General features: G+C 38.3%; 30 protein-coding genes and 1 tRNA gene. 12 read left to right on the plus strand and 19 right to left on the minus strand.

Annotation, left to right across the window (positions count from 1 at the left end; all coding sequences use genetic code 11):
* Positions 1-19: 19 nt before the first annotated feature.
* The 5 genes from VJ09_RS07810 to VJ09_RS07825 all read right to left on the minus strand — a co-directional run bounded on the left by VJ09_RS07810 (position 20) and on the right by VJ09_RS07825 (position 4,458).
* A complete protein-coding gene (locus VJ09_RS07810; RefSeq protein WP_052807290.1) occupies positions 20-265 on the minus strand; it encodes an ATP-binding cassette domain-containing protein in 246 nt (81 codons plus the stop codon).
* On the minus strand, positions 240-395 hold the full coding sequence (locus VJ09_RS19045) for an ATP-binding cassette domain-containing protein (protein WP_325063584.1): 156 nt from the start codon (positions 393-395) through the stop codon (positions 240-242). Before VJ09_RS19045 ends, VJ09_RS07810 begins: the two co-directional genes overlap by 26 nt.
* Positions 396-817: 422 nt before the next feature.
* The gene (locus tag VJ09_RS07815) at positions 818-1,435 is read right to left on the minus strand and encodes a DUF2306 domain-containing protein (RefSeq protein ID WP_044640970.1); all 618 of its coding nucleotides are present in this window, start codon (positions 1,433-1,435) and stop codon (positions 818-820) included.
* Positions 1,436-1,562: 127 nt separating this feature from the next.
* Complete coding sequence (locus tag VJ09_RS07820) at positions 1,563-1,772, minus strand: hypothetical protein (protein ID WP_044640971.1); 210 nt, start codon at positions 1,770-1,772, stop codon at positions 1,563-1,565.
* 601 nt (positions 1,773-2,373) lie between these two features.
* A complete protein-coding gene (locus VJ09_RS07825) occupies positions 2,374-4,458 on the minus strand; it encodes a thioredoxin domain-containing protein (protein WP_044640972.1) in 2,085 nt (694 codons plus the stop codon).
* Positions 4,459-4,571: 113 nt separating this feature from the next.
* Between VJ09_RS07825 and VJ09_RS07830 the strand changes: the two genes are divergently transcribed.
* From VJ09_RS07830 to VJ09_RS07845, 5 genes are all read left to right on the plus strand, one after another.
* Positions 4,572-5,111 (plus strand): GNAT family N-acetyltransferase, encoded by a 540-nt coding sequence (locus VJ09_RS07830; RefSeq protein WP_044640973.1) that lies wholly within the window; start codon positions 4,572-4,574, stop codon positions 5,109-5,111.
* A 113-nt stretch (positions 5,112-5,224) separates the two neighbouring features.
* Entirely contained in the window at positions 5,225-5,350 is a 126-nt protein-coding gene (locus VJ09_RS18965; protein WP_267904277.1) for a hypothetical protein, read from the plus strand.
* A 160-nt stretch (positions 5,351-5,510) separates the two neighbouring features.
* Positions 5,511-6,224, plus strand: coding sequence for a potassium channel family protein (locus VJ09_RS07835; RefSeq protein WP_044640974.1), 714 nt, complete (start codon positions 5,511-5,513; stop codon positions 6,222-6,224).
* Between the two features lie 207 nt (positions 6,225-6,431).
* Complete coding sequence (locus tag VJ09_RS07840; protein ID WP_044640975.1) at positions 6,432-6,812, plus strand: DUF2085 domain-containing protein; 381 nt, start codon at positions 6,432-6,434, stop codon at positions 6,810-6,812.
* Positions 6,794-7,129, plus strand: a complete 336-nt coding sequence (locus tag VJ09_RS07845) for a hypothetical protein (RefSeq protein WP_044640976.1) — start codon at positions 6,794-6,796, stop codon at positions 7,127-7,129. The genes VJ09_RS07840 and VJ09_RS07845 overlap by 19 nt, the downstream gene beginning before the upstream one ends.
* Positions 7,130-7,334: 205 nt before the next feature.
* Here the strand turns inward: VJ09_RS07845 and VJ09_RS07850 are convergent, their stop codons facing one another.
* From VJ09_RS07850 to VJ09_RS07870, 5 genes are all read right to left on the minus strand, one after another.
* Positions 7,335-8,216 carry a DUF4097 family beta strand repeat-containing protein gene (locus tag VJ09_RS07850; protein WP_044640977.1) on the minus strand — a complete coding sequence of 294 codons (882 nt, stop codon included), beginning with the start codon at positions 8,214-8,216 and terminating at the stop codon, positions 7,335-7,337.
* Positions 8,209-8,772 carry a DUF1700 domain-containing protein gene (locus VJ09_RS07855; RefSeq protein ID WP_044640978.1) on the minus strand — a complete coding sequence of 188 codons (564 nt, stop codon included), beginning with the start codon at positions 8,770-8,772 and terminating at the stop codon, positions 8,209-8,211. The genes VJ09_RS07850 and VJ09_RS07855 overlap by 8 nt, the downstream gene beginning before the upstream one ends.
* A complete protein-coding gene (locus tag VJ09_RS07860; protein ID WP_044640979.1) occupies positions 8,759-9,088 on the minus strand; it encodes a PadR family transcriptional regulator in 330 nt (109 codons plus the stop codon). The genes VJ09_RS07855 and VJ09_RS07860 overlap by 14 nt, the downstream gene beginning before the upstream one ends.
* A gap of 344 nt (positions 9,089-9,432) precedes the next feature.
* Positions 9,433-9,514, minus strand: a tRNA-Leu gene (locus VJ09_RS07865).
* 37 nt (positions 9,515-9,551) lie between these two features.
* Positions 9,552-10,943, minus strand: coding sequence for an amino acid permease (locus VJ09_RS07870; protein WP_044640980.1), 1,392 nt, complete (start codon positions 10,941-10,943; stop codon positions 9,552-9,554).
* Positions 10,944-11,091: 148 nt separating this feature from the next.
* Here VJ09_RS07870 and VJ09_RS07875 point away from each other — a divergent pair, with 148 nt between their 5' ends.
* On the plus strand, positions 11,092-11,703 hold the full coding sequence (locus tag VJ09_RS07875) for a YkyA family protein (protein WP_044640981.1): 612 nt from the start codon (positions 11,092-11,094) through the stop codon (positions 11,701-11,703).
* 128 nt (positions 11,704-11,831) lie between these two features.
* On the plus strand, positions 11,832-12,314 hold the full coding sequence (locus VJ09_RS07880) for a divergent PAP2 family protein (RefSeq protein WP_044640982.1): 483 nt from the start codon (positions 11,832-11,834) through the stop codon (positions 12,312-12,314).
* Positions 12,315-12,393: 79 nt separating this feature from the next.
* Here the strand turns inward: VJ09_RS07880 and VJ09_RS07885 are convergent, their stop codons facing one another.
* Positions 12,394-12,654 carry a YuiB family protein gene (locus VJ09_RS07885; protein ID WP_044641701.1) on the minus strand — a complete coding sequence of 87 codons (261 nt, stop codon included), beginning with the start codon at positions 12,652-12,654 and terminating at the stop codon, positions 12,394-12,396.
* 220 nt (positions 12,655-12,874) lie between these two features.
* Between VJ09_RS07885 and VJ09_RS07890 the strand changes: the two genes are divergently transcribed.
* Positions 12,875-13,621 carry a chlorite dismutase family protein gene (locus VJ09_RS07890; RefSeq protein WP_044640983.1) on the plus strand — a complete coding sequence of 249 codons (747 nt, stop codon included), beginning with the start codon at positions 12,875-12,877 and terminating at the stop codon, positions 13,619-13,621.
* A gap of 101 nt (positions 13,622-13,722) precedes the next feature.
* Here VJ09_RS07890 and VJ09_RS07895 read toward each other — a convergent pair whose 3' ends face one another.
* The gene (locus VJ09_RS07895; protein ID WP_044640984.1) at positions 13,723-14,916 is read right to left on the minus strand and encodes an NAD(P)/FAD-dependent oxidoreductase; all 1,194 of its coding nucleotides are present in this window, start codon (positions 14,914-14,916) and stop codon (positions 13,723-13,725) included.
* A 296-nt stretch (positions 14,917-15,212) separates the two neighbouring features.
* Between VJ09_RS07895 and VJ09_RS07900 the strand changes: the two genes are divergently transcribed.
* Together VJ09_RS07900 and VJ09_RS07905 are read left to right on the plus strand one after the other, a co-directional pair.
* Complete coding sequence (locus VJ09_RS07900) at positions 15,213-16,193, plus strand: NAD(P)/FAD-dependent oxidoreductase (RefSeq protein WP_044640985.1); 981 nt, start codon at positions 15,213-15,215, stop codon at positions 16,191-16,193.
* 213 nt (positions 16,194-16,406) lie between these two features.
* Positions 16,407-16,670 carry a hypothetical protein gene (locus VJ09_RS07905; protein ID WP_044640986.1) on the plus strand — a complete coding sequence of 88 codons (264 nt, stop codon included), beginning with the start codon at positions 16,407-16,409 and terminating at the stop codon, positions 16,668-16,670.
* Positions 16,671-16,782: 112 nt separating this feature from the next.
* On the opposite strand, the gene VJ09_RS07910 is transcribed toward VJ09_RS07905, so the two are convergent.
* Positions 16,783-17,139, minus strand: coding sequence for a HesB/IscA family protein (locus tag VJ09_RS07910; protein ID WP_082050457.1), 357 nt, complete (start codon positions 17,137-17,139; stop codon positions 16,783-16,785).
* A 59-nt stretch (positions 17,140-17,198) separates the two neighbouring features.
* Entirely contained in the window at positions 17,199-17,429 is a 231-nt protein-coding gene (locus tag VJ09_RS07915) for an aspartyl-phosphate phosphatase Spo0E family protein (protein ID WP_230199104.1), read from the minus strand.
* 534 nt (positions 17,430-17,963) lie between these two features.
* On the opposite strand from VJ09_RS07915, the gene mqnE reads away from it, so the two are divergent.
* Complete coding sequence (gene mqnE, locus VJ09_RS07920) at positions 17,964-19,061, plus strand: aminofutalosine synthase MqnE (RefSeq protein WP_044640988.1); 1,098 nt, start codon at positions 17,964-17,966, stop codon at positions 19,059-19,061.
* Positions 19,062-19,138: 77 nt separating this feature from the next.
* Here mqnE and VJ09_RS07925 read toward each other — a convergent pair whose 3' ends face one another.
* The 4 genes from VJ09_RS07925 to VJ09_RS07940 form a co-directional block, all read right to left on the minus strand.
* On the minus strand, positions 19,139-19,378 hold the full coding sequence (locus VJ09_RS07925; protein ID WP_044640989.1) for a YuzB family protein: 240 nt from the start codon (positions 19,376-19,378) through the stop codon (positions 19,139-19,141).
* Positions 19,379-19,529: 151 nt separating this feature from the next.
* A complete protein-coding gene (locus tag VJ09_RS07930) occupies positions 19,530-19,853 on the minus strand; it encodes a YuzD family protein (protein WP_044640990.1) in 324 nt (107 codons plus the stop codon).
* An 83-nt stretch (positions 19,854-19,936) separates the two neighbouring features.
* Complete coding sequence (locus tag VJ09_RS07935) at positions 19,937-21,079, minus strand: bifunctional cystathionine gamma-lyase/homocysteine desulfhydrase (RefSeq protein ID WP_044640991.1); 1,143 nt, start codon at positions 21,077-21,079, stop codon at positions 19,937-19,939.
* On the minus strand, positions 21,080-21,997 hold the full coding sequence (locus VJ09_RS07940; protein WP_044640992.1) for a PLP-dependent cysteine synthase family protein: 918 nt from the start codon (positions 21,995-21,997) through the stop codon (positions 21,080-21,082). It lies immediately after the preceding gene.
* A gap of 127 nt (positions 21,998-22,124) precedes the next feature.
* On the opposite strand from VJ09_RS07940, the gene VJ09_RS07945 reads away from it, so the two are divergent.
* On the plus strand, positions 22,125-22,370 hold the full coding sequence (locus VJ09_RS07945) for a NifU family protein (protein WP_407689977.1): 246 nt from the start codon (positions 22,125-22,127) through the stop codon (positions 22,368-22,370).
* A 48-nt stretch (positions 22,371-22,418) separates the two neighbouring features.
* On the opposite strand, the gene VJ09_RS07950 is transcribed toward VJ09_RS07945, so the two are convergent.
* Positions 22,419-23,954 carry a peptide ABC transporter substrate-binding protein gene (locus VJ09_RS07950; RefSeq protein WP_187118689.1) on the minus strand — a complete coding sequence of 512 codons (1,536 nt, stop codon included), beginning with the start codon at positions 23,952-23,954 and terminating at the stop codon, positions 22,419-22,421.
* Positions 23,955-24,041: the final 87 nt, after the last annotated feature.

Consider the following 24,041-nt stretch of genomic DNA (forward strand, 5'->3'; position numbering starts at 1 on the left):
TCTTTGGTAATTGGATTGACTATTTAATTTTATTGAGTGAATAACAGGTTTCTTCGTCTGGCTCGATTTCGATTTGGGCATGGACGCCAAAAACCTCTTTTAATGTATTGGCATTAATTACTTTATCAGGAGTACCATACTGATAAATCAATCCTTCTTTCATGATTACAATTTGATCCGAATAGAGAATAGCTTGATTCAAATCATGTAAAACCATAATAAATGTGATCGCATAACGATCATTGAGATATTTTATCAGCTCCATAATTTCTAACTGATGGCATATCTAGATAGGTAGTTGGTTCATCCAGTAATAGGATCGTTGGTTGTTGTGCCAATGCCATTGCAATCCTAGCTCTTTGACGTTCTCCACGACTGCACGTAATGTTGCCCATGAAGGGTTGCTCTCAATATCTGTTTTTAGTTTCTTCTCACCAAACTCTTTGGTTCCATGTGCAATGAAAAAAATAACATCTGGATCAAGTTCAACTAACTTTTCTAAACTATCCAGATGCTGTAGCAATTCCTACTGCCTTCCCTCCGATTTGATAAAACAGGCTTTGCATTTCTGTATTAAGGACAACAATTCTTTCTGGTTTTTTATGGAGTGTAATTTTTTTGCCTGTACTATCTTGAAACTAGAAGAAGACATTTTGATTAATAACTAAGTGTTTATGATGTCCACCACTACAACCGACAAAAATGCTGATCATCATAACAAACGAGAAAATATATACATTTCTCTTTCTTTTCAATGTTATTTGCTCCTATCAAAAGCTTTGTATTTATCGCTATTGAGCTCTGAAATAATGAACCATTAGACAAGTATCTTTTTCCTAATTACCCACTCAGCAAATAACAAATTAATGATCCAACATAACCAAACAGCAATAGAGTAAGACAAACCATATTCAAACTTAAAACCATAATGAGTAACGGCTACGATAATATAAATCGTCATATTTGCAAAAGAAAGAAATAAACTACGAGTCATCCACTTGATATGCTGTTGCAATTTGTTCTTTCTGATTGATACATATCCAAGAATAGTAGTTGAAATCCATAGTGTATTTAATAATAGGAATCCAATCGTGCTAGCTATACCACCTGAAGCGAAAAAAGACACATATACTCCTGGAAAGAAATTTAATACAATGGTTAAAATATAGATTCTCCCATTCCATTTGTGAAATGGAAGATATTTCACACGTAAGCGTTTGATTAATCCCATTGGTCCTGTCACTAAGGCTACAAGTGCAAGAATTATATGAATCTGAATTATCAAGATCCATGTTTCTCGATTAGTCAAAATGTTATCTTTTTTAGCTAAGAAAGCGCTAAACGACGGATCAACCATGAAATTTTTGGAGAGTGTATGCATTACCCACATTATTGCCACAATGCATAAGATCATTATGAAGCGTTTACGTTTCATGAAAAAAATACTCCTTATGAAAAAATAGTAGGATGGGTCATAATGTACAATGCAACGATAATGAAACAGGAGGTAATTACCTAACTAACAGGATAAATAACATATCTGCCAAAATAACTAGTTCATTCTAAATATGAAACTTATCACCCATCAAGCTTTTTAATTGCTTAACTAATGCGGTTGGAGCTTTTTTTGGCGAGCCAGCATCAAAAGGGGGATGGGGATCATATTCCAAAATCAACTGAGCGGTTTTGCTTGCATCTTCTCCCCTGTTACGATTTTTCCTTGACGTTTGAATTTCTTTGATTCTAAAAGTCCTAATATATACAATTTTCAAATTAGATAAAGTCCCTTGTACTACCCGTCGTATAGTTAGTCAAAATAGCCAATTTTACTATAAATCAGTTTTTTATCAAACTTCTTCTATTTAAACGAAATAATATGGTTTACGGAAGATACTTTTAAGAAGGAAAATCAAGTTTTGATGATTCGTTTTTTATTGTATATAGGGACAAAAATTTAAGAAATAGCTCTTTTGGCTCAAATTATATACAAGGATAAGCCCCATACCTCGACATTCCATAATAACCATTTTAAATAGAGCATGTTGCATAATGAGCCTAAAGCCAGAGGTTTTCCCCTTTTGAGATGCGACTTTGAGCGGTAGGGAGCCGGAGCAGATCCCTCAGGACAGGCAGGACAAGCAGAATCGGGAAAACCGGCGGCTTGCCTATGTTTAACTTTGATTTTTGCAACAAGCTATAAATAGATTAATCACCCTTTTGAAAATCTGGCAGTGTGTTGAACCGTTTCCTGAACATATATACTTTTATAAGGTAAAACAACTTGTTCGCAAGAGACTTTGAAAATGAATTAAAATTGTACACACAAAAAAAGGCACAAAATGGCTTCCTCATTTTGCACCTCTTACTTTTATATTATTTTGTGGCGGAAAGTGCTTTTTGGAGATCCTCCAACTGGGTAATGGGTCTCTGGCAAGCAAAATCTTCACAAAGATACACAGCTGGTTGATTACTTAATACTTCTTCAGTAATAGGGAGAAAAAGCTGCTCATTCGCCTCAGCGTTAGCTCCAGGATCAAATCCTAAAACTGCTTCTGGTAAGTAGTGGCGATGGATCTCCCGTAAAAACCTTTTGGTCATTGGATCCGTTAAAGAACCACGGATTAAAATCTCCTTACTAGGATAAATCCAGAATAAATATCCTACCAAAAAGAAAGTGTGGGAAATCGGGGCTGATCGAATCTCTTCAGCAAAAGCAGCAGCCTGACGCTCTGCTTCGTTCAGAAGATCTTGGTCTGATGTTAACTTTGCCAAGCGAATCAAATTCAAGAAGACAACAGAGTTACCCGATGGAACCGCTCCGTCAAAGATTTCTTTCGGTCTGGCAATAAGCTTTTCTGCATCTACTCCAGAGAAAAAGTATCCACCTTTTTCCTTATCCCCGAATAAACGGATTGTCTCTTTTTGTAATTGAAGTGCCAGCTGCAGAGCTCTAACATCGGTTGTTGCTTCATATAGTTCAATCGCTGCCCAAGTAAAATAAGCATAATCATCTAAGTATCCTAAGATAGCAGATTCATTCTCACGAAAACGTGCAAGAACTCGTCCATCTTCTCTACATAACCTTTCACGTAGAAAATCAAATGCCCGTTGAGCGCAATCGAGATAATTGGTATTTTGTAATACACGTCCCCCTCTAGCAAAAGCTGCAATCATCATCGCATTCCATGAGGTTAACACTTTGTCATCCAGAAAAGGACGCTCGCGTTTATTTCGGTATTCTAACACTAATTTGCGTGCTTGCTCGAGCTTTTCTGTTAACGTATCTGATGACATCTTGTATTGGTCTGCTAACCTGTCAAGATCCATCTCGATCTGATGAAGGATACTTGCGTTCCCATCAAAATTGCCCTCTGGTGTCACTCCATAATAGTCTAGAAAAATAGGGGCAAGTTCTTCTCCGAGGACTTCTTCCAGTTCTTCAAATTGGAAAACATAGAACTTCCCTTCTTCTCCTTCTGAATCTGCATCCTCCGCAGAGTAAAATGCTCCCTCTGGAGAAGTCATTTGACTCATTATGTATGAAAAAATTTCTTCCGCTACTTTCGCGAAGAACGGATCTTGTGAGTTTTGATATGCTTCTAAATAGGCTATTGCAAGCAATGCCTGATCATAAAGCATTTTTTCAAAGTGCGGAACTAGCCATTCTCGATCAACAGAGTACCGAGAAAAACCATATCCAATTTGATCAAAGATACCACCTTTTCTCATCTGCCGTAACGTATGGTTGACCATCTGTGCTGCTTCTGGCTCACCTGTTGCTCTACTATAGCGCAGTAAAAAAAGCAAATCATGGGGACGAGGGAATTTTGGCGCCTCTCCAAATCCACCATAGGTTTCATCATATTGTCTCGCCATCTGTTCATAAGCATAATCGATCGTTTCCCGATCCATCGTGCCAGGACTACCAGGATGAAAGAATGTATCTAATTGACTGATCAACTGAGTTCCCATGTTTTCTGCTTTGTCTTTTTCCTCAGCCCACATTTTACTTAGCGAGGTTAGAAGCTTTACAAGACCTGTTCGACCATAGCGATCTTCTTTTGGAAAATAGGTTCCTGCAAAAAACGGCTTCTGGCTAGGTGTCAGCAATATGGTAAGAGGCCAACCACCGTGACCCGTCAAAGCCTGACATACTGTCATATAGAGATTATCTAGATCAGGACGTTCTTCCCGATCCACTTTGATCGAAACAAAATGCTGATTGAGAATCTCTGCTACCTCTTCATCTTCAAAACTCTCTCGTTCCATCACATGACACCAATGACAAGTGCTATAGCCGATGGACAAGAATATAGGTTTATCTTCTGCTTTCGCTTTGCTGAATGCCTCATCTGACCATGGATACCAGTTGACAGGGTTATAAGCATGCTGTAATAAATAAGGTGATTTTTCATTAACTAATCTATTTGGTTTCTTTCCTGCCTTCTCTTTGCCCATATACTATCTCCTTCCAAAATTTTCTTTGGTTAGTATACACTATATATGCGATGTCTACTAACAAGACAGTTTCAAGGTAATTTGCGCAAGTAACTACTACGGAGGATTTACATATGCCATTTCCTGTTCTTTTAACTGAGCGCTTAGTTCTAAGAGAAATTAACGAAAAAGACTATCTTGATATCTTTCAATATCTTTCAGATAGGGAAGTGATGAAATATTATGGTATGATGCCCTTCCAAAAGGAAGAAGAAGCTTTAGAGGAGATTAAATGGTATCAACAAATTTACCATTCCCAATCCGGAATTCGTTGGGGAATTTCTCTTCAAGGCTCATCTCAAATAATCGGTTCTTGTGGATTTTTAAATTGGGACAAAAAGCATCATCGGGTTGAGATTGGTTTTGAGCTTTCAAAAGAATATTGGAAGTTAGGAATGATGACGGAAGCACTATCTAAAATAATTCCATTTGGTTTTGAGAATTATAGATTTAATCGGATTCAAGCACTGGTAGAACCAGATAATAGAGCATCCCATGTGCTTCTAAAGAAGCTAGGTTTCGTAGAAGAAGGAGTTTTATCCCAATATGAATTTACTTGTGGTAAATACGATGATCTACTGATGTTAGCTTTACTTAAAAGAGATTTTATATAAGTCTATCAATCATTTTTAAGTAAAAATATTCTAATTCCTCATTCCAAATGCCTTTTCCAAAAAGTAACTCTGTTAATAGAATATAGTATCTCTCAAAGAAGGGAGGATACTATATGTGTAGAAAACATTGGTTAAAGAAAAAGAAAGATGATAACAAGAAAGTAATCTTTGTATGTAAGAAAATTGAACTCGACAAACACGACAAGAAAAAGAAAGACAAAAAAAGACTTTGTTGGTAATAGATCTAACCCCATCTAAATAGATGGGGTTTTTTAGATGAAACCATCCTTATCAAATTTGACATGACATCAATGGCAAGGATAGCCTATACTAGGGAAGATTGACTTTTTGTCCGACTCTGTCTAAATAAGCTCGCAATCACGGAAAGCCAATCTATATATGATTCAAACGAAGTACACACTAAAAAAAGTTACTGGAAAGGACGTACTACCCTTGAAGCAGTTTGTGGTTATTGGACTTGGTCGATTTGGCGGAAGTATTGCCAAAACGCTCTCCGAACTAGGACATGAAGTAATGGCTATTGACCAAGATGAGCAAAAAGTACAGGATTTCCTACCGATCGTGACACAAACGATCCAAGCAGACGCAACAGATGAAAAGCTGCTCCTTGATCTTGGAGTTCGGAATGTGGACAATGCCATCGTCTCAATCGGAGATGACATTCAAGCAAGCATCTTAGCCACCTTGATTCTGAAAGATATCGGAGTACCACATGTTACAGTAAAAGCGATCAGTGAACTTCATCAAAAAGTGCTCGAAAAAATCGGTGCTGATAAAGTGATTCATCCAGAGCGAGATATGGGAATTCGGGTAGCTCATCATCTGATCTCCAAAAACATTTTAGATCATATTGAGATCTCTTCGAAGTATAGTATCGTGGAAGTAGTTGCAACGGAAAAAGTATTTGGGAAAAGCCTTGCAGCTCTAGATGTTCGAGCAAAATATCACTGTAATGTCATTGCAATCCGCTCCAAGGATAACAAAATGAATATCACCCCAGCTGCAGACGAAAAAATTCAGCCCGGAGATGTATTCATCGTGATCGGACGCAACGAAGATATACATGCATTTGAAAAGAAAATTGGAGAATAATCTCATTTATGCTAGACGCAGTATGCTCGAAAACTGCGTCTAGTTTTTTTGTTTTTGAGCTCAAGTCAATGAACAAAAAATACGATTAACTTTTTCATCTAACTAAATATACTATGCTAAAATTTATATATATAATAAATATGTTATATTTTCCTTTTAAACAAACCCACTAAATAAGAAATTGCTATTTTTCCAAAGGAGTCTAACATGAAAAGAGCTTCTTCTCTCTTTTATCGATTGGCTCTTTTCGTTCCCTGCCATCGAAAACCATCGCGTTGCTTCCATCTACACCAAAAACCGATACCAATTTGCGCTAGATGCTTGGGAATTCTGTGTGGAATCGCATGTTTTCCTGTTCTGTTTTTTTTCTCTCCTATACCAATCTGGATAGCCTTTCTCTTGCAGATTCCCATGTTAGTAGATGGTTTCACCCAACTATATCGTTGGCGCACTAGTAACAATCCTTTACGCTTTGCCACTGGTCTGATCAGTGGAATTGGGCTTTCGATCTTTATTGTTAGTGGAACACATATTCTTTTTCTAATCGGAACACAAGGAGGAATATCATTTTGTTCTTTATTATCTTAACCTGTGCGATCACTTTCCTGATCTCTGGTACCATGCTTCTCATCACTTCTGAGAGTATCATCCTTGCCTCTACTTTATTAGTAGGGAGTCTAGGAATGGTAGGACTATTGTGGGTGAAATATGGAGCTTCTCTACAAACCGCTCCAGCAGGTGCAACATCTACTTCCAATATATCAATCCCAGAGTTAAAACAGTTTACGAATCCATCTCAAACTCATTCGAAACAACATCAGCAACAACAAAATAAGAAAAAGAAAAGCAAATGGGATTGTGATTGTTTTGACTGTGATTGTGATTGTCCTGACTGTGGTTCTTAATAAATTTTATCAATATTGAGCATGTTGCATAATGAACGAAAAGCCAGCGGCGCGCCTACGCTTCACTTTGATTAATACAACAAGCTAAATATTAAAAAAGGTGATTTCTGAATGATTCAGAAGTCACCTTTTTTAGCAAACAAAAACCTTTGACAAAAATATTATTTGATAACAGATACTAATCAAAAAGCAGTAAACATGCATTCTATTTTTTAAATGAGATATCTCCCTTTTCTGTACGAACGGTTAGACTTGGGCTATCCGTTTTTGCATTTCCTATAGCGCCCTTCAACACATCCGTAATGGGATCGTCATCCATATCAGTTGTACTTGTAGTATGAGTAACTGGAAAGTCTGATTGAATATCTCCCAACTCTGCAAAGAAATCTACATTTAGTACAACAGGTTCTTTCATTACTTGGATCTGGATATCACCAAACTGGCTTTTAACTAGGTTTTTGTTCTTCAACTCTGCCGATGGAAGAACATCTATATTTCCAAACTCCGTTTCGAGTTCAAAGGTAGAATCAATCTCACGTAGTTTCATGTTACCAAATTGGGTAATGGCTGATAATTGATCTCCTTGGTATCCATTGAGAGAAACATTACCTTTTTCCGTTTTCAGATTTAGTTTCTTTGCAAGTAGCTTTTGGTCAACCACAATATCGCCAAATTTTGTATTCATGGTGATCGATTCATATGTTTTTTCTGGAAGATAAATATCCATTTTCATTCCAACATTAAGTAAATTAAAATCAAATCCAAACACTACAAAAGACTTACGTTCTTGCAGTTCCTCTATGTTTAAAGTCTGATTGGCGATATTAACTTGTAAGTCTGTTTTAGTACTTTTTGGTACAGTACCGGATAGTTTAATCTGCACTTGTTCAGAAGTAGATGGATGAATTTTTATACTCGATATATCACTATTGATAACCATTTGGGCAATATTTTTCGCATCTACTGTTTTATGGAGATTAATCTTTTCTGTACCACTACCAAATGAAACTCCACTTGCTAGTAGAACAACAATCCCAATCACTCCAATCACCAGAAGCCCAATCCCTATTTTTACAAGCTTAGCCATGTTTGCTCTCCCCTTTGATCACATTCAGATTTGATTGTACATAACGAGTCATCCAACCTAAAAATTTTTGAGAAACGTGTTTCATTGCTACCCCAATGAGTAAACCTAAACCAGCCAAAACAAAGGTTACAAATAGATTCAGAAAACCTTCGGCAATGCTCTCTACCCAAATAAAAGAAGCGATCGATGCAAATGGGGTTAACACAAATGCCAGTGATACAACATAACCAGAAAAGATAAGAGCTAACATCGCGATGAATGGTCCTAGCAAAAATACAAGATTAAAAAATCCTAAACCAATAGAAGTATAAAAAGCTCGAAACAGGCTGGGATAAGATTGATTCTCCTTTGCTTGCCCAATATGGTAATCTGCCATTAATTCCCTTGCTATTTTTTTCGGACTACCTAATCCTGTAGCAATTTCGTGTTCCGTTCTACCTTTCAATCTGCCATGTTCAAAATGCTCTTCATAATCCGCTAAAATTTCTTCTTGCTCTATTTTTGGAAGTTTTCGTAACTGGTCCTCTAGTTCAGCAAAAAACTTATCCTTTGTCATCTATAAGTCCCTCCTCAATCAACTGATTCACGCCTGTTGCGAAAGATTTCCACTCGCTCACTAAATCCATAACATACTTCTTACCATCTTCTGTTAATTGATAATATTTACGGGGTGGTCCTTCTTGAGACTCCACAAGGTATGTGGTGAAATATCCTTCTTTGGTTAACCGACGCAACAAAGGATAAATTGTTCCTTCTGCGATTAAAAATTTTTCAGAAATCTTATCGACCAATTCATACCCATAACGATCCTTTTTTAGTGTAAGAACTAATACACATAAGGTAAGGACCCCTTTTTTAAACTGAACATTCACGCGATCACCTATCTTCCAGGTACTAATTAATGCAAGGTACCTGTTTTAATGAGTAAAGTGTATCACCCACTACAAATCATTGCAAGGTACTGGACAAAAATTTTTTGTTAGTTGGAATTAGAATAGTTCATTTGCTATTAATACCAACATTTCCAGTACTCTTTATATTTTTTGTCTTATTCTCTAAAGTAATTTTGATCTAATTTGCTGCATTAAAAAACCCCCATATAAATAGGAATGGAGGTGGAATGAATCTTATTCAGATCTATTTTTACAGGAACAAATCACTTTTGAAGATAAATCAAAAACGTTCCCTACACAAGTGTAAGAAACGTTTTTTATAATACCGATGGTCGGGGTCGAACCGACACTCCCGTAGGAACACGATTTTGAGTCGTGCGCGTCTGCCAATTCCGCCACATCGGCGTGACAAGATTCATTATACAGAGGCGCACGATAAAAATCAACTATTATTTTTGGCTTTACGACCATATAAAAAATAGTACAAGAGATAGCAGCCAATCGTAAGTGGAATCCCAATTGTCAAAGATGGAGCTGTTTCTGGATCTAAAGCAAGACTTAGCAAAATAACAGCATTTACTGCGAATGTAAAGAGGGGTAAAAATGGATACAGTGGAGTTCTATATTTTAGATCTTCTACTTTTCCACCCTCAGCTAAATATTTTTTACGGAAAAAGTATTGTGACAAGGCGATGGACATCCATGCCAACACCGCTGTCATCCCCGCCACGGATAACAACCATACATAAACCGTCTCATGAGCAAATTTATAGGTTAACAGAGATAGTGAGGCAAATGCCATACTAACAATGAGAGCTGGAAATGGAACTCCCCTCTTCGAGACTCTTTGTAAAATAGTCGGTGCCATCTTATTTTCAGCCAGAGAAAATAACATTCTAGTAGTTGCATAGAGTCCTGAGTTAGCTACTGATAGTAACGCAGTAATAATAACAAAGTTCATGATATCAGCAGCATAAGGAACTCCAATCTTATCAAGCGCTGCAACAAATGGACTTTCCGTTACCCCAGCCTCTTGATAGGGCAATAAGGAGACCAATACGAAGATCGCAAGTCCAAAAAAGAGGATAGTCCGCCAAACCGTCTGACGAATAGAACGAGGAATTGTTTTTTCTGGGTTTTCACTTTCACCAGAAGCAATCCCAATCAATTCAGTTCCTTGAAAGGAAAAATTAACAGCTAACATGGTGACCAATACCGATTGGATTCCGGTTGGAAACCAGCCATGTGCTGTCAAATTATGAAACATAGGGGCACTTTCACCACTAGACAAAGGAATCCACCCAAAAATTGCAGCTGATCCAAGAATGATAAACAAGATAATAGCTGATAACTTGATACTAGAGAACCAAAACTCAATCTCCGCAAAACTTCTAACGGAAACAGCATTCACTAAAAATAATAATACTCCAAAAAGGAAACTCCAGATCCAAATTGGGATATCTGGAAACCAGCGTTGCATCTGAAGGCCAATCGTCACTAGCTCAAGAGCTACTGTGATAGCCCAGCCACCCCAATACATCCAACCTACAGTAAATCCAGTAGCTGGTCCAATATATTTTGTAGAATAGTCTTGGAAACTTCCTGCGACTGGTCGAGCCACCGCCAATTCTCCTAAACAGAGCATAACAAAATACATAACTAAGCCACCGACTAAATAGGATAAAATCGTACCAATTGGTCCTGCATTCGCGATGGTAAACCCAGTACTGTTAAAGAACCCTGTTCCCAAAACTCCCCCTAGTGCGATCATAAACAAGTGTCTACTTTTCATTGTTCGATGTAATTTTTCAGTCTTTCTATCCTGGTTCGTCATTTGCTACCACCTTTCAACAGAGACCATTGTAATATCTTTTTATTATTTTTTGTATAGAAATACATGGAATCTAATATTCATAAAATGATAGGATTTTTTTCCCATTCACACGAAGTCTACCCTATTAGATGAGAAAGGATGAGCAAAGATGAAGAAACTACTGAACTTAGTTGGGATTCTCATTCTCCTTACTACCGGTTGCACTGCGATGGGAGACACCATCAGTCCCAGTCAATTAGCACAAGAGATGAATGTTCAAGTAAGAGGATTTAATCAAGCAAATGCAAGCCATTTAACTGAATTGGAGAAATTAGATCAGGAAACAGTAACAATGTTGAATCAAATGCCAAACCCCAATGCAGAAAGTAAACCTACCATACTCGGAAAGATCGAGGAGCAGAAAAAAGTACTATCTACCTTACAATCCAAAATAGAAAAGATAGGTCAGAGCTTACCAGATCTACAAACCAAATCAGCTCAACTTTCCGATCAAGAATCCCAAAAACAAGCAACTACCTTTCTTCAATCTTTTACGAAAGTGTATCAACTTGAACAAGACCTCTTACAAAAAAATCAAAGTTATTTGGTATCACAACAAGAATATTTACAAAACATCTCCCCTGAAAAACAAGAAAAGTTGAATCAGCTGAAAGAAGAAATCAATAAAGCATACCAAACTTATACCAAAGAGGTTGAGAAATTTAATCAATCCTGGAAAAAATTCGTGGAGACATCTGCTAATGGAAAAGTAGGCAAATAAAAAAACAAAAAGGAACAATTGTTAACCAGCTTGTTGAAAGCTGGATTTTTATTTTCTAGCGTTTCATGAGAGAATAGATAAGAACTTATCAATTTTTCTTAAATGGAATTTAGGAAAGGAGAAGCAATATGTTTTCACCATTGCTTTCCAACTTTGCGCTTTGGACATCTATCTTAGCAATTATTCTGGCACAACTTCTCAAAATCCCTTGGAATTATACACTTACTCAAAAATGGGAATGGAAATGGTTCTATTTTTCAGGCGGCATGCCTAGTAGTCATACTGCTGCTGTCACTTCGCTTGCTACTTCAGTCGGAATCTTAAATGGCTGGAACAGCGTAGACTTTGCAATTGCTACCATACTGAGTGTCATTGTGATGTATGATGCTACTGGAGTACGAAGACAAGCTGGAATGCAAGCTCAAGTACTCAATAGGTTAGTAGAAGATTTCCAACAATTCGTGGTAGAGATCCGTGAAATGAATAAAAAATCTCCTGAAGAAACACGTATTAAATTAAAAGAAATATTAGGACACAAACCAATTGAAGTCTTTGTAGGTGCATGGTTTGGAGTGTTATTTTCACTATTGATGTATTGGTTTTGGTACTAAACTTAAATGATATTATTATTCTATTGTACATAGAAAAGCACCCTTCTCCAGTAATCGGAAGAGGGTGCTTTTCTGATATTTAGAACATACGATATCCATTTTGTCTTAAGTATCGAATTGTCCAGCCACAACCCACTGCTCCTGCCAAACCAGCAATAAACCAAGTAATATCGGCGAGTTGTGGTGCACCTTTTAATTGAAATGCGAGATAAATAACCAATGCGAGATACAAAATAAGTGGTATCCACGTCGTCTTTAGGATCATGTTGAGAATAAAACCAATTCCAAAAATTAATACCAGAATTAACGGAATCGAAATTACCAATTGAATCAAATTAATGGGGGGAGATGCTGCAAGAAATAAAGAAAACAAGGTCGTCTACTTCCTTTCTAAACTGCCTTACGTTTCATGCCCTTTTTATCATACTACTGATCTATTGAAAAAGCGTCAATGCTAATGCTGATTTGCCTAACGCGAATGCTACAGATACAATATAATTTGTAATCCAAAAAAGCGAGGTGACTTCTGCTTATCAGCAGAAACTTATATGAGACCTAGAATGAGACCAGGAGCAAACACTGCTACTACTACCGAAACAGCAGCACCAGCACGTCCCAAACTTCCAACACAATACGTCAATTTTTCATTCTTTAAGTTAGATCCTGCTTTCCGTAGGCTAACAGAAGAAGAACAGCATCATGGAAAAGCAGAATTTGCTGCAGTAGTTAGAGAATACCAAGAGCGTGAAAATGTTTTTGCTCTCCCTTACTCCTTGGTTGGGATTCGTCCCGATGCAGAATTAATGCTCTGGAGAATTGCAAATGACCTAGAGACATTTCAAGAGATGACAGCACGTCTCATGAGAACGGGTCTTGGTAAATATCTCGAAATTACATACTCCTATTTGTCTCTCACAAAACGAAGCGTCTATGTAGATTTCATGGATCCAGAACATCAAAACCCACGAACCCATATTGTACCAGGTAAATTCAAATATCTGTTCGTATATCCGTTTATTAAAACACGTGACTGGTACCAACTTTCCGCCCCAGCACGTCAAGGAATGATGGACGAGCATATTCAAGTAGGTAGCAAATACCCATCAGTTAAATTAAATACCACTTATAGCTTTGGTATTGATGACCAAGAGTTTGTAGTAGCATTTGAGACCAATGATCCAAAAGACTTCCTCAATCTGGTTCAAGAACTTCGCGAGACAGAAGCAAGTCGCTATACTTTACGTGATGTGCCAATGTTCACTTGTATCCATCACGAAGAGGTTGAAGGCGCATTAGAAACTTTATAAAAACAGTAATTCGTTCTTTTTACATAACAAAACCTCCCAAGACCAAATTGTCTGGGAGGTTTTGTTTCTTCACTCTAACATATTCAGCAATCGAATATAGTTTAAAGTTTCCCTTTACGGAGAACTAAACCAATACCGCCTAAAAGGTACAACCAACGAAGGTCAATTACTTTTTTCATAAATGCGGCTAGTCCACCTGTTAGCTTTTTGGATCCTACTACGCCAATCGCCACCCTCTTTCCAAGAGAAGCAACTGTACCTTTTGGTTCATAAACAAATGGTTTCATTTCGCCACCGCGAATGAAGGAAGCAAGATTTTTGGCTAACTGTTGACCTTGTTGTGTTGCCATCTGTGCAGTTGGTGGGTAAGGACGATCGTTTTCTTTATTAATCATTAACGAACAGTCACCCACAATAAATACGTTCTCATGACCTGGTGCACGTAGCAATTCATCTACTTTAACTCGACCACGCATCGTATCAATACCCGAATCCTCGACTACTTTGTTACCGCGAACCCCACCAGTCCATACAACGGTAGCTGATTTGATTTCTTCGCCACCTTTGAGGATAACTCCCTCTTCGGTGCACTCTTCAATCGGAGTGCTGATTTTGAACTCTACGCCTTTGCTACTGAGATAGTCCACTGCGTATTTCACAAGTGCCTCATCAAAACCAGGAAGTACCGTTGGAGCTGCTTCGACGTTTACAATGCGTACTTTACCTTCTGGGATATCATAGTAACGGCAAAGCTCTGGAATACGATCCACTAGCTCACCCACATATTCGATCCCGGTAAATCCGGCACCACCGACTACGATCGTAATTAACTCATCTTTTTTCTCATCTGCATAACGTGAGAACATGTATTCCATATGTTCCCGAATGCGACGGACACTATCAATATTACGAATAAAATAAGCATTTTCCAGTAACCCTTTAATTCCAAAGGTTTCTGGTGCACTACCTAAACCTACTACTAGATAATCATAAGAAAGTTCTTCATTACTTCCTTCTAATTCTACTTTTTTCTCCTCTAACTTGATCGCTTTTACACGATCTTGCACAAACTTTACGCTACGAGGTAACAAAGAAGCAATCTCAACACGTGTGTGATCATGATGAGATGTTCCTGCTGCTGGTTTGTGAAGTTCCGTCGTAAAATAGTGATACGAATTTTGATTTACCAGCGTCACTTCTGCTTCAGAACTGCTAAGTTGTTTCGCTAAGCCTTTTGCTGTCATCAAGCCGCCATATCCAGCTCCTAGCACCAAGACTTTTTTTGGTTCGCTCATCCCATATCACTTCCATCTAATGGTTTTATTGTTATAGTTCTCACAAAGTACTTTAAAAAAATGGTCGTTTAATATGCCAAACAATATGATATTCCTTTCACGAGCTTTTCGCAAGGACTTTTGTTCACATTGTCTCCATATTTTATATACTTATCCGAACAATCTACCCAAAACAAGGTGCTGATTTATCTAAATTATTGAAATAATCTACCGGAATATCCCCTTTTGCGTGGTATAATATTTGAATGGGCATTATAAATCTAACAGAGATGGAAAGAAATCGGAGGAGATCTCCAATGAGCGAAAAAGATATTTTAATCATCGGTGGCGGTCCAGCTGGTCTTTTTGCTGCTTTTTATGCTGGTATGCGTAAAGCATCTGTCAAAGTGTTAGAAAGCATGCCTCAGTTGGGTGGACAACTAGCTGCACTATATCCAGATAAATACATTTATGATGTAGCAGGTTTTCCAAAAGTGACCGCACAAGAACTGGTAAATCAGTTAGTGGAGCAAGCACGTTTGTTTGAGCCAGAGTATTGTCTAGATGAAAAAGTACTTCAAGTAATCAAAAAGGCAGAACGGCATTTCGAAGTCGTAACAACCAAAGGAATACATACCGCAAAAGCGATTATCATTACTGCAGGTTGCGGAGCATTTGAGCCACGTAAAGTGAATCTACCTAATGCAGATCAATTCGAAAAGACCAATCTTCATTATTTCGTTTCCGATTTAAGTCGATTTACTGGTAGAAAAGTCCTCATTGCAGGTGGCGGAGACTCTGCTGTAGACTGGGCGCTTATGTTAGAACCAATTGCGAAACAAGTAACTCTCATTCATCGTCGTGACAAATTCCGTGCACATGAACATAGCGTCGATAACTTAAAAAAATCGAGTGTTCAAGTGATTACACCACGCGAACTAGTGTCACTCGAAGGAGAACAACAAATTGAAACTGTCAAGATTGCGGACCGAAAAAGTGGTATTGAAGAAGAACTAGCAGTCGATGATGTCATCGTGAGCTATGGCTTCGTCTCTTCCTTGGGTCCCATTCAAGATTGGGGCCTTCAAATTGAAAGCGGTGGAATTGTCGTAAATACTCGGATGGAAACTAACATCGCTGGAATTTACGCAGCAGGAGATATTGCTCACTATGATGGAAAAGTAAAATTAATTGCGGTTGGCTTCGGTGAAGCACCAACTGCTGTAAATAATGCCAAACAGTATATTGATCCCGAATCCCGTCTGCAACCTGGTCACAGTTCCAATTTGTCTTTATAAACTATAGATAAGTAAAATCCCATTTCAAAATGAGACTGGTGTTTCATCCTTCATTTAAAATGCCTAACGATCTATCTAAAGACACTAAGGCATTCTAATTGAAAACCATCTCCTTACCAAATATCGGAAGTGTTTTTGTACAAGTCGGGTAGGTAAACCATGAATGATCTCCTCCTCTCCCTGTAACACTAACCAAGAGGAGGAGACTTTTGTATGCAATCTTATATTTGTCCACTTTGTAATGGATGGGAACAAAACTCTAACCCATGTCCAAAATGTGGTGAGACTCTTTTAGATTATGGACCTGTTTCTTATCTGTATTACGACTATAGCCCTTATTTACCATTAGAAGATATGAAACGGGATAATGGCCTGCTTGATCACGCCAATCATCAATGTCCACATCAATTTTATTGTACACAGTGTAATTACATGGGTACTTACTTGGTACAAGAAAAGAGCTCCTCTACATTGTAAGAGAAGCTCTTTTTTTCGGTACAAGGTTCCATTCTCTAAGACTTAGAGAAGCCCTTGTCCAGTTTATATTGGGAGATGCAGATTCACTCTGCTTATTTTACCTTTATTCTATTTAGCAATCACCAGGATTTCCTGACTCGGTAGCTGTACGAAACGAAGAACCACATCCACAAGAAGCAATGGCATTTGGGTTTTCTATGGAGAAACCCCCACCCATCATAGACTCTTTATAGTCGATGACTGTTCCATGCAATATGGGCCGGCTTCGATCATCAACAAGCACACGAACACCATTCGATTCCACTACTACATCCTGTTCGCTTTTTTGATCGTCAAATCCCATACTGTATGATAAACCACTACATCCACCATCACTTACGCCTACACGTAAGTATTGCTCTGTTGGATTGTCTGTTTCTTGTAGCATTTCTTTTACTTTTAAAGCAGCTTGTTCTGTTAAGGTAATCACAGGAAAAACCCCTTTCTTTTATCTAGTATACCGAGGTTTGTTGATCCTGCTCAACCTTTTTACACAACGGTGCGATAGTAAATCGATTCTTCTTTCGCATGAACAATAGCCTTGTGATATGTGTAAAAAGAGGAATTTCTATTATGTCTCTGATGCCATTCATTGTGAAGTTCATCTAACTCCACACTTAATTGATATACTTTGGGATGACCAATCCCCAAAACCTTAGCAGTATCTTCCATTTTCTTTCGAGTTGCTTCTATCTTCTCCTCTAGTTTCCGCTTCCACAACGGAAACCCCTCCTTTGCAGAGTCTGTTGTTTCGACCTCCAAAATAGCAACAAACTCTAAAATTGTCATTTCTTTACGCTACCAGTTTTTAGTATACAACGGTTCACGTCAGAAAGAAACGCATTTTTTATTTTTTTCACATTTTTTGTATATTTTTGCTAATTAATAGGCAAAACCCTTCATAGCTGTACGGTTTTTCGACTTTTTTCCTTAATATACCTAATGATAAGTATATTTTTGACCATTATTTTCCTCATTTCGACATTATTTGACTACTATAGTGTGTTTGATTGATATTCATCTAAAGAAGTTTGTGATAAAATAGACAAAGTTAGAGTAGTTTCTATGGAGGATTTTTTTTAGAACTAGAACTAGAAATGATCTTCATATCTTTCGATCCGCACTTACTCCAATATTTGTAGAACATGTTATTTTCGTATAACCTTTTGAAAAATTCTATGTTAACTAATAACGATCTTGTTCAACACATCTCAATCAGCAAAACAGGCAAAGAGAAGGAAGGGGAATATCCGAATGTCTACTCTCATACTCGATCAAAAGTTACAGAAAGTAGCAGACAAAGTACGAAATGGAGAACGACTCTCGATTGAGGACGGACTTGTACTTTATGAAACACCAGATCTTCTCACAATTGCACAACTAGCAAATGAAGCGAATCTGAAAAGAAATGGAAACAAAGTTTATTTCATCGAAAACATGTACATAAATCCAACCAATGTATGTGAAGCCAAATGTGCTTTCTGTGGGTTCCGTCGGGATCCTGATGAAGATGGAGCTTACACTATGTCCCCTGATGAGCTACTCCATTATGTTGGAGCTCGTATGACGAATACTACTCGCGAATTCCATATAGTGGGTGGGCACAACCATAAAGTGCCATTTGACTATTATTTGGATACGATCGCCATCCTAAAAAAGAATTACCCAAATGTAACGATCAAAGCGTATACTGCTGCAGAAATACAATTTTTTAGTCAGATCACAGGACGCTCCGTCGAAACGATCATGCGGGAATTGATAGATGCAGGCTTGGATACGATACCTGGTGGTGGTGCCGAAATCCTAACAGAACGTTACCGTGCCATCATGAGCCCAGACAAGGCAAGTACGGATGAATATATTGAAAACCATCGAATCGCACATCAACTTGGTCTGAAAACACATGTGACCATGCTATATGGCTCTATTGAATCCAAAGAAGAGCGACTAGTTCATATGCAACGAGTTAGAGAGCTTCAAGATGAGACGAATGGCTTTATGGTCTTTATTCCTCTTGCTATTCAACCGAAAAAACAAAGTGCCTCTATTCGCCGTCGTAACTCTGCAATGGACGATATGCGCACTTTGGCTATTAGCCGGTTGATGTTAGATAATTTCCCACATATCAAATCGTATTGGATTAATATCGGTGCTCAACTCACTCAACTCTCTATGCATTACGGTGTCTCCGATATCCATGGTACCTTGGTAGAAGAGCGAATCAGTCACGCAGCAGGTGCTCTGACCCAAACAGCGTTGACACGGGATGAATTAATTTGGCTAATTCAAGGGGCAGGTCGTATTCCAGTTGAGCGAGATACCTTCTATAATGAGATTAAAGTATATGAATAAGTATTTGAAACTCGTGAGCTAATATTCATGCAAATAAAAACCGCTGTCCTTAAAGGCACAGCGGTTTTTTGTCGTGCTTAGTATCGAATTTTAATCGCTTCAATCTCACGATAAATTCTCTTGTAGAGATCGGTAGCATTCTTGCCTTTTACCATCTCTCCATTTACAAGAGCATATGGCTGGCGAGCACAAATTCCACAATACCCTAAACAACCATAATCTATTACATCAATAGAATAGTCTTTTTCTAATTCCTTCTTAATCTCAAGTACGTCTGGAGTTAGATTGTTGACACAGAATTCCACCAACGGTCTCATGTCATCGACTCCGTTTCATCACTGTGTATAATATATTGGTGAGCTTACTAAAAAAATATTATACACATAAACTGCCAATTTCCCAAGTAGAAAAAGAGAATAAATGGAATTCGATCTATGTGCCGTCAACAGAAGTCATCTGCAAAAAGGTTCAATCTTGGGCTATTGCTCCTAGTTTTTCTACTGATTCATAGATTGTTTTTAATTTCGGGTTTCCCTCTGCTACAATATCTTGCTGAATAATAACTACTGGATACCAGAGATCTTCATCTACGATTTTGGTAGCAAACTGTTGTTGACGGTCGTTTTCAGGTGAATCTAAATCGACGTAGACTACTGCCACTTGGGAACCATATTTTCGTTGTAGTGCTGCTTCTAGCCAACTTGCCGTCTCTTTAGATGATGGCAGGTTGACACAACTAGCACATCTTTGTTCTAAGCCGTAGACTTCTACTTGAATCGTTTCTTTATCCATGATTCCCCTCGATTCTTTCTTTATTCAGTGGTTCTCGGCTTCCCTCTATACCCCTAAGAATCGTAAAAGGGTGCTCAACTCTATTAAGAGTGGGAAGAAAGTGCCTGTGAAAGATCTTCAATTAAATCCTCTACGTCTTCTACGCCCACCGAGATCCGAATTAATCCGTCTGTTATTCCTAACTCCTGACGTCTTTCAGCAGGTATGGAGGCGTGAGTCATTTTTGCTGGTAGCGAAATGAGACTTTCTACTGCTCCTAAGCTCTCCGCTAAAACAAAATATTTGGTAGAGCGCAGTACTTTTTCTGCTACCTCCCCATCTTGCACCTCAAAAGAAATCATACCACCAAACCCATTTGCTTGTTCCGCTGCAATCAAGTGACCTGGATGAGTAGAAAGTCCTGGATAAAAAACCTTCTGTACTTTCGGATGATCCGCTAACCATTCTGCAATTCGTCTTGCACTTTGTTCATGTTGTTTCATCCGCAGTCCCAATGTCTTTATTCCTCGCATTAGGAGCCAAGAATCGTGTGGTCCCAATACAGCACCGATCGAGTTTTGAAGAAAATACAGCTGCTCTGCAAGTTCCTCTGAATTGACTACCACTAAACCAGAAACTACATCACTATGACCACCTAAATATTTCGTCGCACTGTGCACTACGATATCCGCACCTAATGTAAGTGGATTTTGCCAATATGGGGTCATAAACGTGTTGTCTACAATAAAATGGAGATTCTTTGCCTTGGATATCTTGGCAATCGCAGACAGGTCCGTTACTTTTAGCAAAGGATTGGTTGGCGTCTCGACAAGAATCGCTTTTGTATTAGGTTGAATCGCCTTCTCTACTTGGGCTGGATCACTCGTATCTACAGCAGTATGTGTGATCCCTAAACGAGAAAACACTTTATGGAGAACACGATATGTTCCACCATAAACATCATCTCCCATCACTAAATGATCCCCTTGGCTATAGAGTGCGAGAACCGTAGACATTGCCGCCATTCCTGAGGCAAAGGCTAATCCATGAGATCCACTCTCTAGATCCGCAATCAGTCGTTCTAATGCATCACGTGTTGGATTTCCTGTACGAGCATATTCATAACCACGATGCTTTCCTGCACCATCTTGTGCAAAAGTGGAGACTTGATAAATTGGAACACTTACCGCTCCTGTTGCTTTATCACCCATTACTCCACCATGAATCAATAATGTATCTTTTTTCACTTAAATGCCTCCTTGATAGATCTGTTTACTCAGATATCGTTCGCTACTATCTGGAAAGATGACCACAATATTCTGATTCACCTGTTTTTGCGCTTCTTGCATTGCTGCATAATATGCTGCTCCAGAGGAACTCCCCACTAGCATACCATCTTTTTGGGCAAGAACTTGCACCATTTTAAAAGCATCAACATCCTCTACAGTATACACTTGATCGATTAGCTCACGTTGAAAAAACGAAGGAAATAACTCCATTCCAATTCCTTCGGTTTTATGAGGACCCGGTTCTCCACCATTGATAATAGAACCCTCTGGCTCCACGATCACAGTTCGGATCTTCGGGTTTTTCTCTTTCAAATATTTGGCAACCCCCATGAATGTACCAGAAGAACCTGCACCTGCTACAAGCACATCCACCTTTCCATCCATCTGTTCCCAGATTTCAGGCCCTGTGGTGTCATAATGAATTTGCGGATTAGCTGGGTTTTCAAATTGTTGAGGCACATATGATCCAGGGATTTGGCTTGCTAATTCTTGAGCTTTGGCTATCGCTCCTGTGATCCCCAATTCGGTAGGGGTATTTACCACTTCGGCACCGAGCGCTCTCATTAACTCTTGTTTTTCCGTAGAAAACTTCTCTGGAACTACAAACATTACATTGTAACCGCTACCAACTGCTGCTAACGCAATTCCAATCCCTGTATTTCCCGCTGTTGGTTCAATAATGGTTCCGCCAGGTTGTAATTTGCCTGTTTCCTCGCCATGTCGAATTAACCCAATTCCTAAGCGGTCTTTCACGCTTCCCCCAGGATTTAGGAACTCTAGCTTGGCAAAAATCGAACTTTTCCAAGTCGTATCTCCTTGTAATTGCATAATAGGGGTTTTTCCAATTAATTCTTTGACGTTCCGATAAACCTGCATCATCCCACGTCCCAACCTAGTTATAGTTATTGCTTCTCTTGATTTTATCATGTATCACTCACTGCTTTCATCCGACAGTTAGATTGATTTTCCCGCATTTATTTTTTACAATAATAGGAGGTACGTCATGTTTGGGGAAGGAGATATACCAATGGAAGCAAAAGTACAAGAAGTTCTAGATAAATTACGCCCATATATCCAACGAGATGGTGGAGACGTAGAGTTAGTAGAAATTGAAGACGGGATTGTACGTGTTCGTCTACTCGGTGCATGCGGAAGCTGCCCAAGTTCCACTATTACGCTAAAAGCAGGGATTGAACGTGCTTTGATGGAAGAAATTCCAGATGTACGTGAGGTAGAACAAGTACTATAAGGTTTGAAAGAAAAAAGCCATTCACGAGAAAATCGCGAATGGCTTTTATTATGGATTCGTTTTAAGTGGAATAAGCGTCGCCCACTTTAGTGTATACTCTGGACCTGCTGGATGATAGACAACCCCTTTTACTCGTGGTTTTTGAAGCCAACTGCTTCCAAAGAAAAAGAGTGGGATTGTAGCCGCATCTTCTTGTAAGAGAACTTGCTCCGCTTGTTCTAATAGCGCTCGTTGATGAGCTGCGTCTGTTGGGTTGTTTTTTGCTTGGTCGAGTAGTTGGTCGAATTTTGGGTTGCTGTAGTTGGAAGTGTTGTATGGAGATTTGGAGTGCCATTTATCCAAAAAGTCCATTACATCGTAAATTACCCAACTAGTGAGACTAAGATCATATGTACCTTTGTATTCTTCTCTTTTTTGTTTATCTAAATTTAATTCAACAATTTTTGTATTAATTTTTAGCTTTTGTAGAAATTGATTTTTTACATTTTGAGCAAGGTTTTTTTGAATTAAGTTATCTTCAACCAAAAGAGTAAGTTCTATATCCGACTTACGCTTCCCAAGCTCTAGCAACCCCTTATCTAACATAGATAGAACATCAGAATTGTTCGGTTGGGTGAAAGTTGATAAGACTCTGTCAGTTAGAATAGTTTGTGTATTGGCTAACTTAGAAAGTCCCTGTTTATCTAAAGTTGTGGATATCGCTTTTAAAACATTTGAGTTACTAAAGATCTCCTTATTCAAATTTAATTGTAAATAGGAAATCTGATTGCCATTTACTTTAACTAATTCTGGATTTAATTGAGATGATTTATACAACTCTCCGCCTACTTTTATTACATCCACTTTATCATTTTTATATAAATCTTCATGTTTAGCTGTATTTTGTTCTACATTGATTCTAAGGTCTTTTAATTTCACATTTCCTTTATCCCAATAAAATTCGTTGGGAATTAGTGAAGACGATTCAGCGGAAAAAGCCTGTAATCTAAATGGCCCTGAATAAACTAATGTACTAGCATCTGTCCCATAACTTTCCTGATAGGCATCTACTATATCTTTCCTCATAGGAAAATATGGTGTCTGAATTAGCAACTGAGGAAAATCAGGAAAACTTCTATTTAAAGTTACTTGAAGTGTATGATCATTTAAAACTTTAATTCCCACTTGCGTTTCGTTTACTTTTCCTGTCTTATAAGCCTCCGCATTGTGAATCGCATAAAATAAATTAGGATATGGGAATTCACTATCGGGACGCAAAGCTCGAAGCCAAGCATATTGAAAATCTGCTGCCTTAACTGGTTGTCCATCGGACCATTTTGCCTCTTGTCGAATGGTGAACGTAAATACTTTATTTTGAGCATCTGCAACATAACTACTTGCTAAAGCTGGAACAATCTCTTGTTTCTCGTTCATTCTAACGAGTCCTTCTTGAATCTGATTCAACAAATTCATGGTAGATTGTTGCATCGTGCGTGAAGAATCGAGTTGTGTAAACGCTTCTGGTGAGAGTAAGATCAGATTGGTACGTGGAGGAGGTTCATATAACTTCACCTCACTCAAATCCTCCGCATCAGATGGTCTCACGTAGGAATATACTCCATATAAAACAACTAATACCAACGCTATTATCCAAAATTGTTTTTTTCGTAGCATAAGCGTCCTTTCTAAAGA

This window comes from Risungbinella massiliensis, assembly GCF_000942395.1.
Lineage (GTDB): Bacteria > Bacillota > Bacilli > Thermoactinomycetales > Thermoactinomycetaceae > Risungbinella > Risungbinella massiliensis.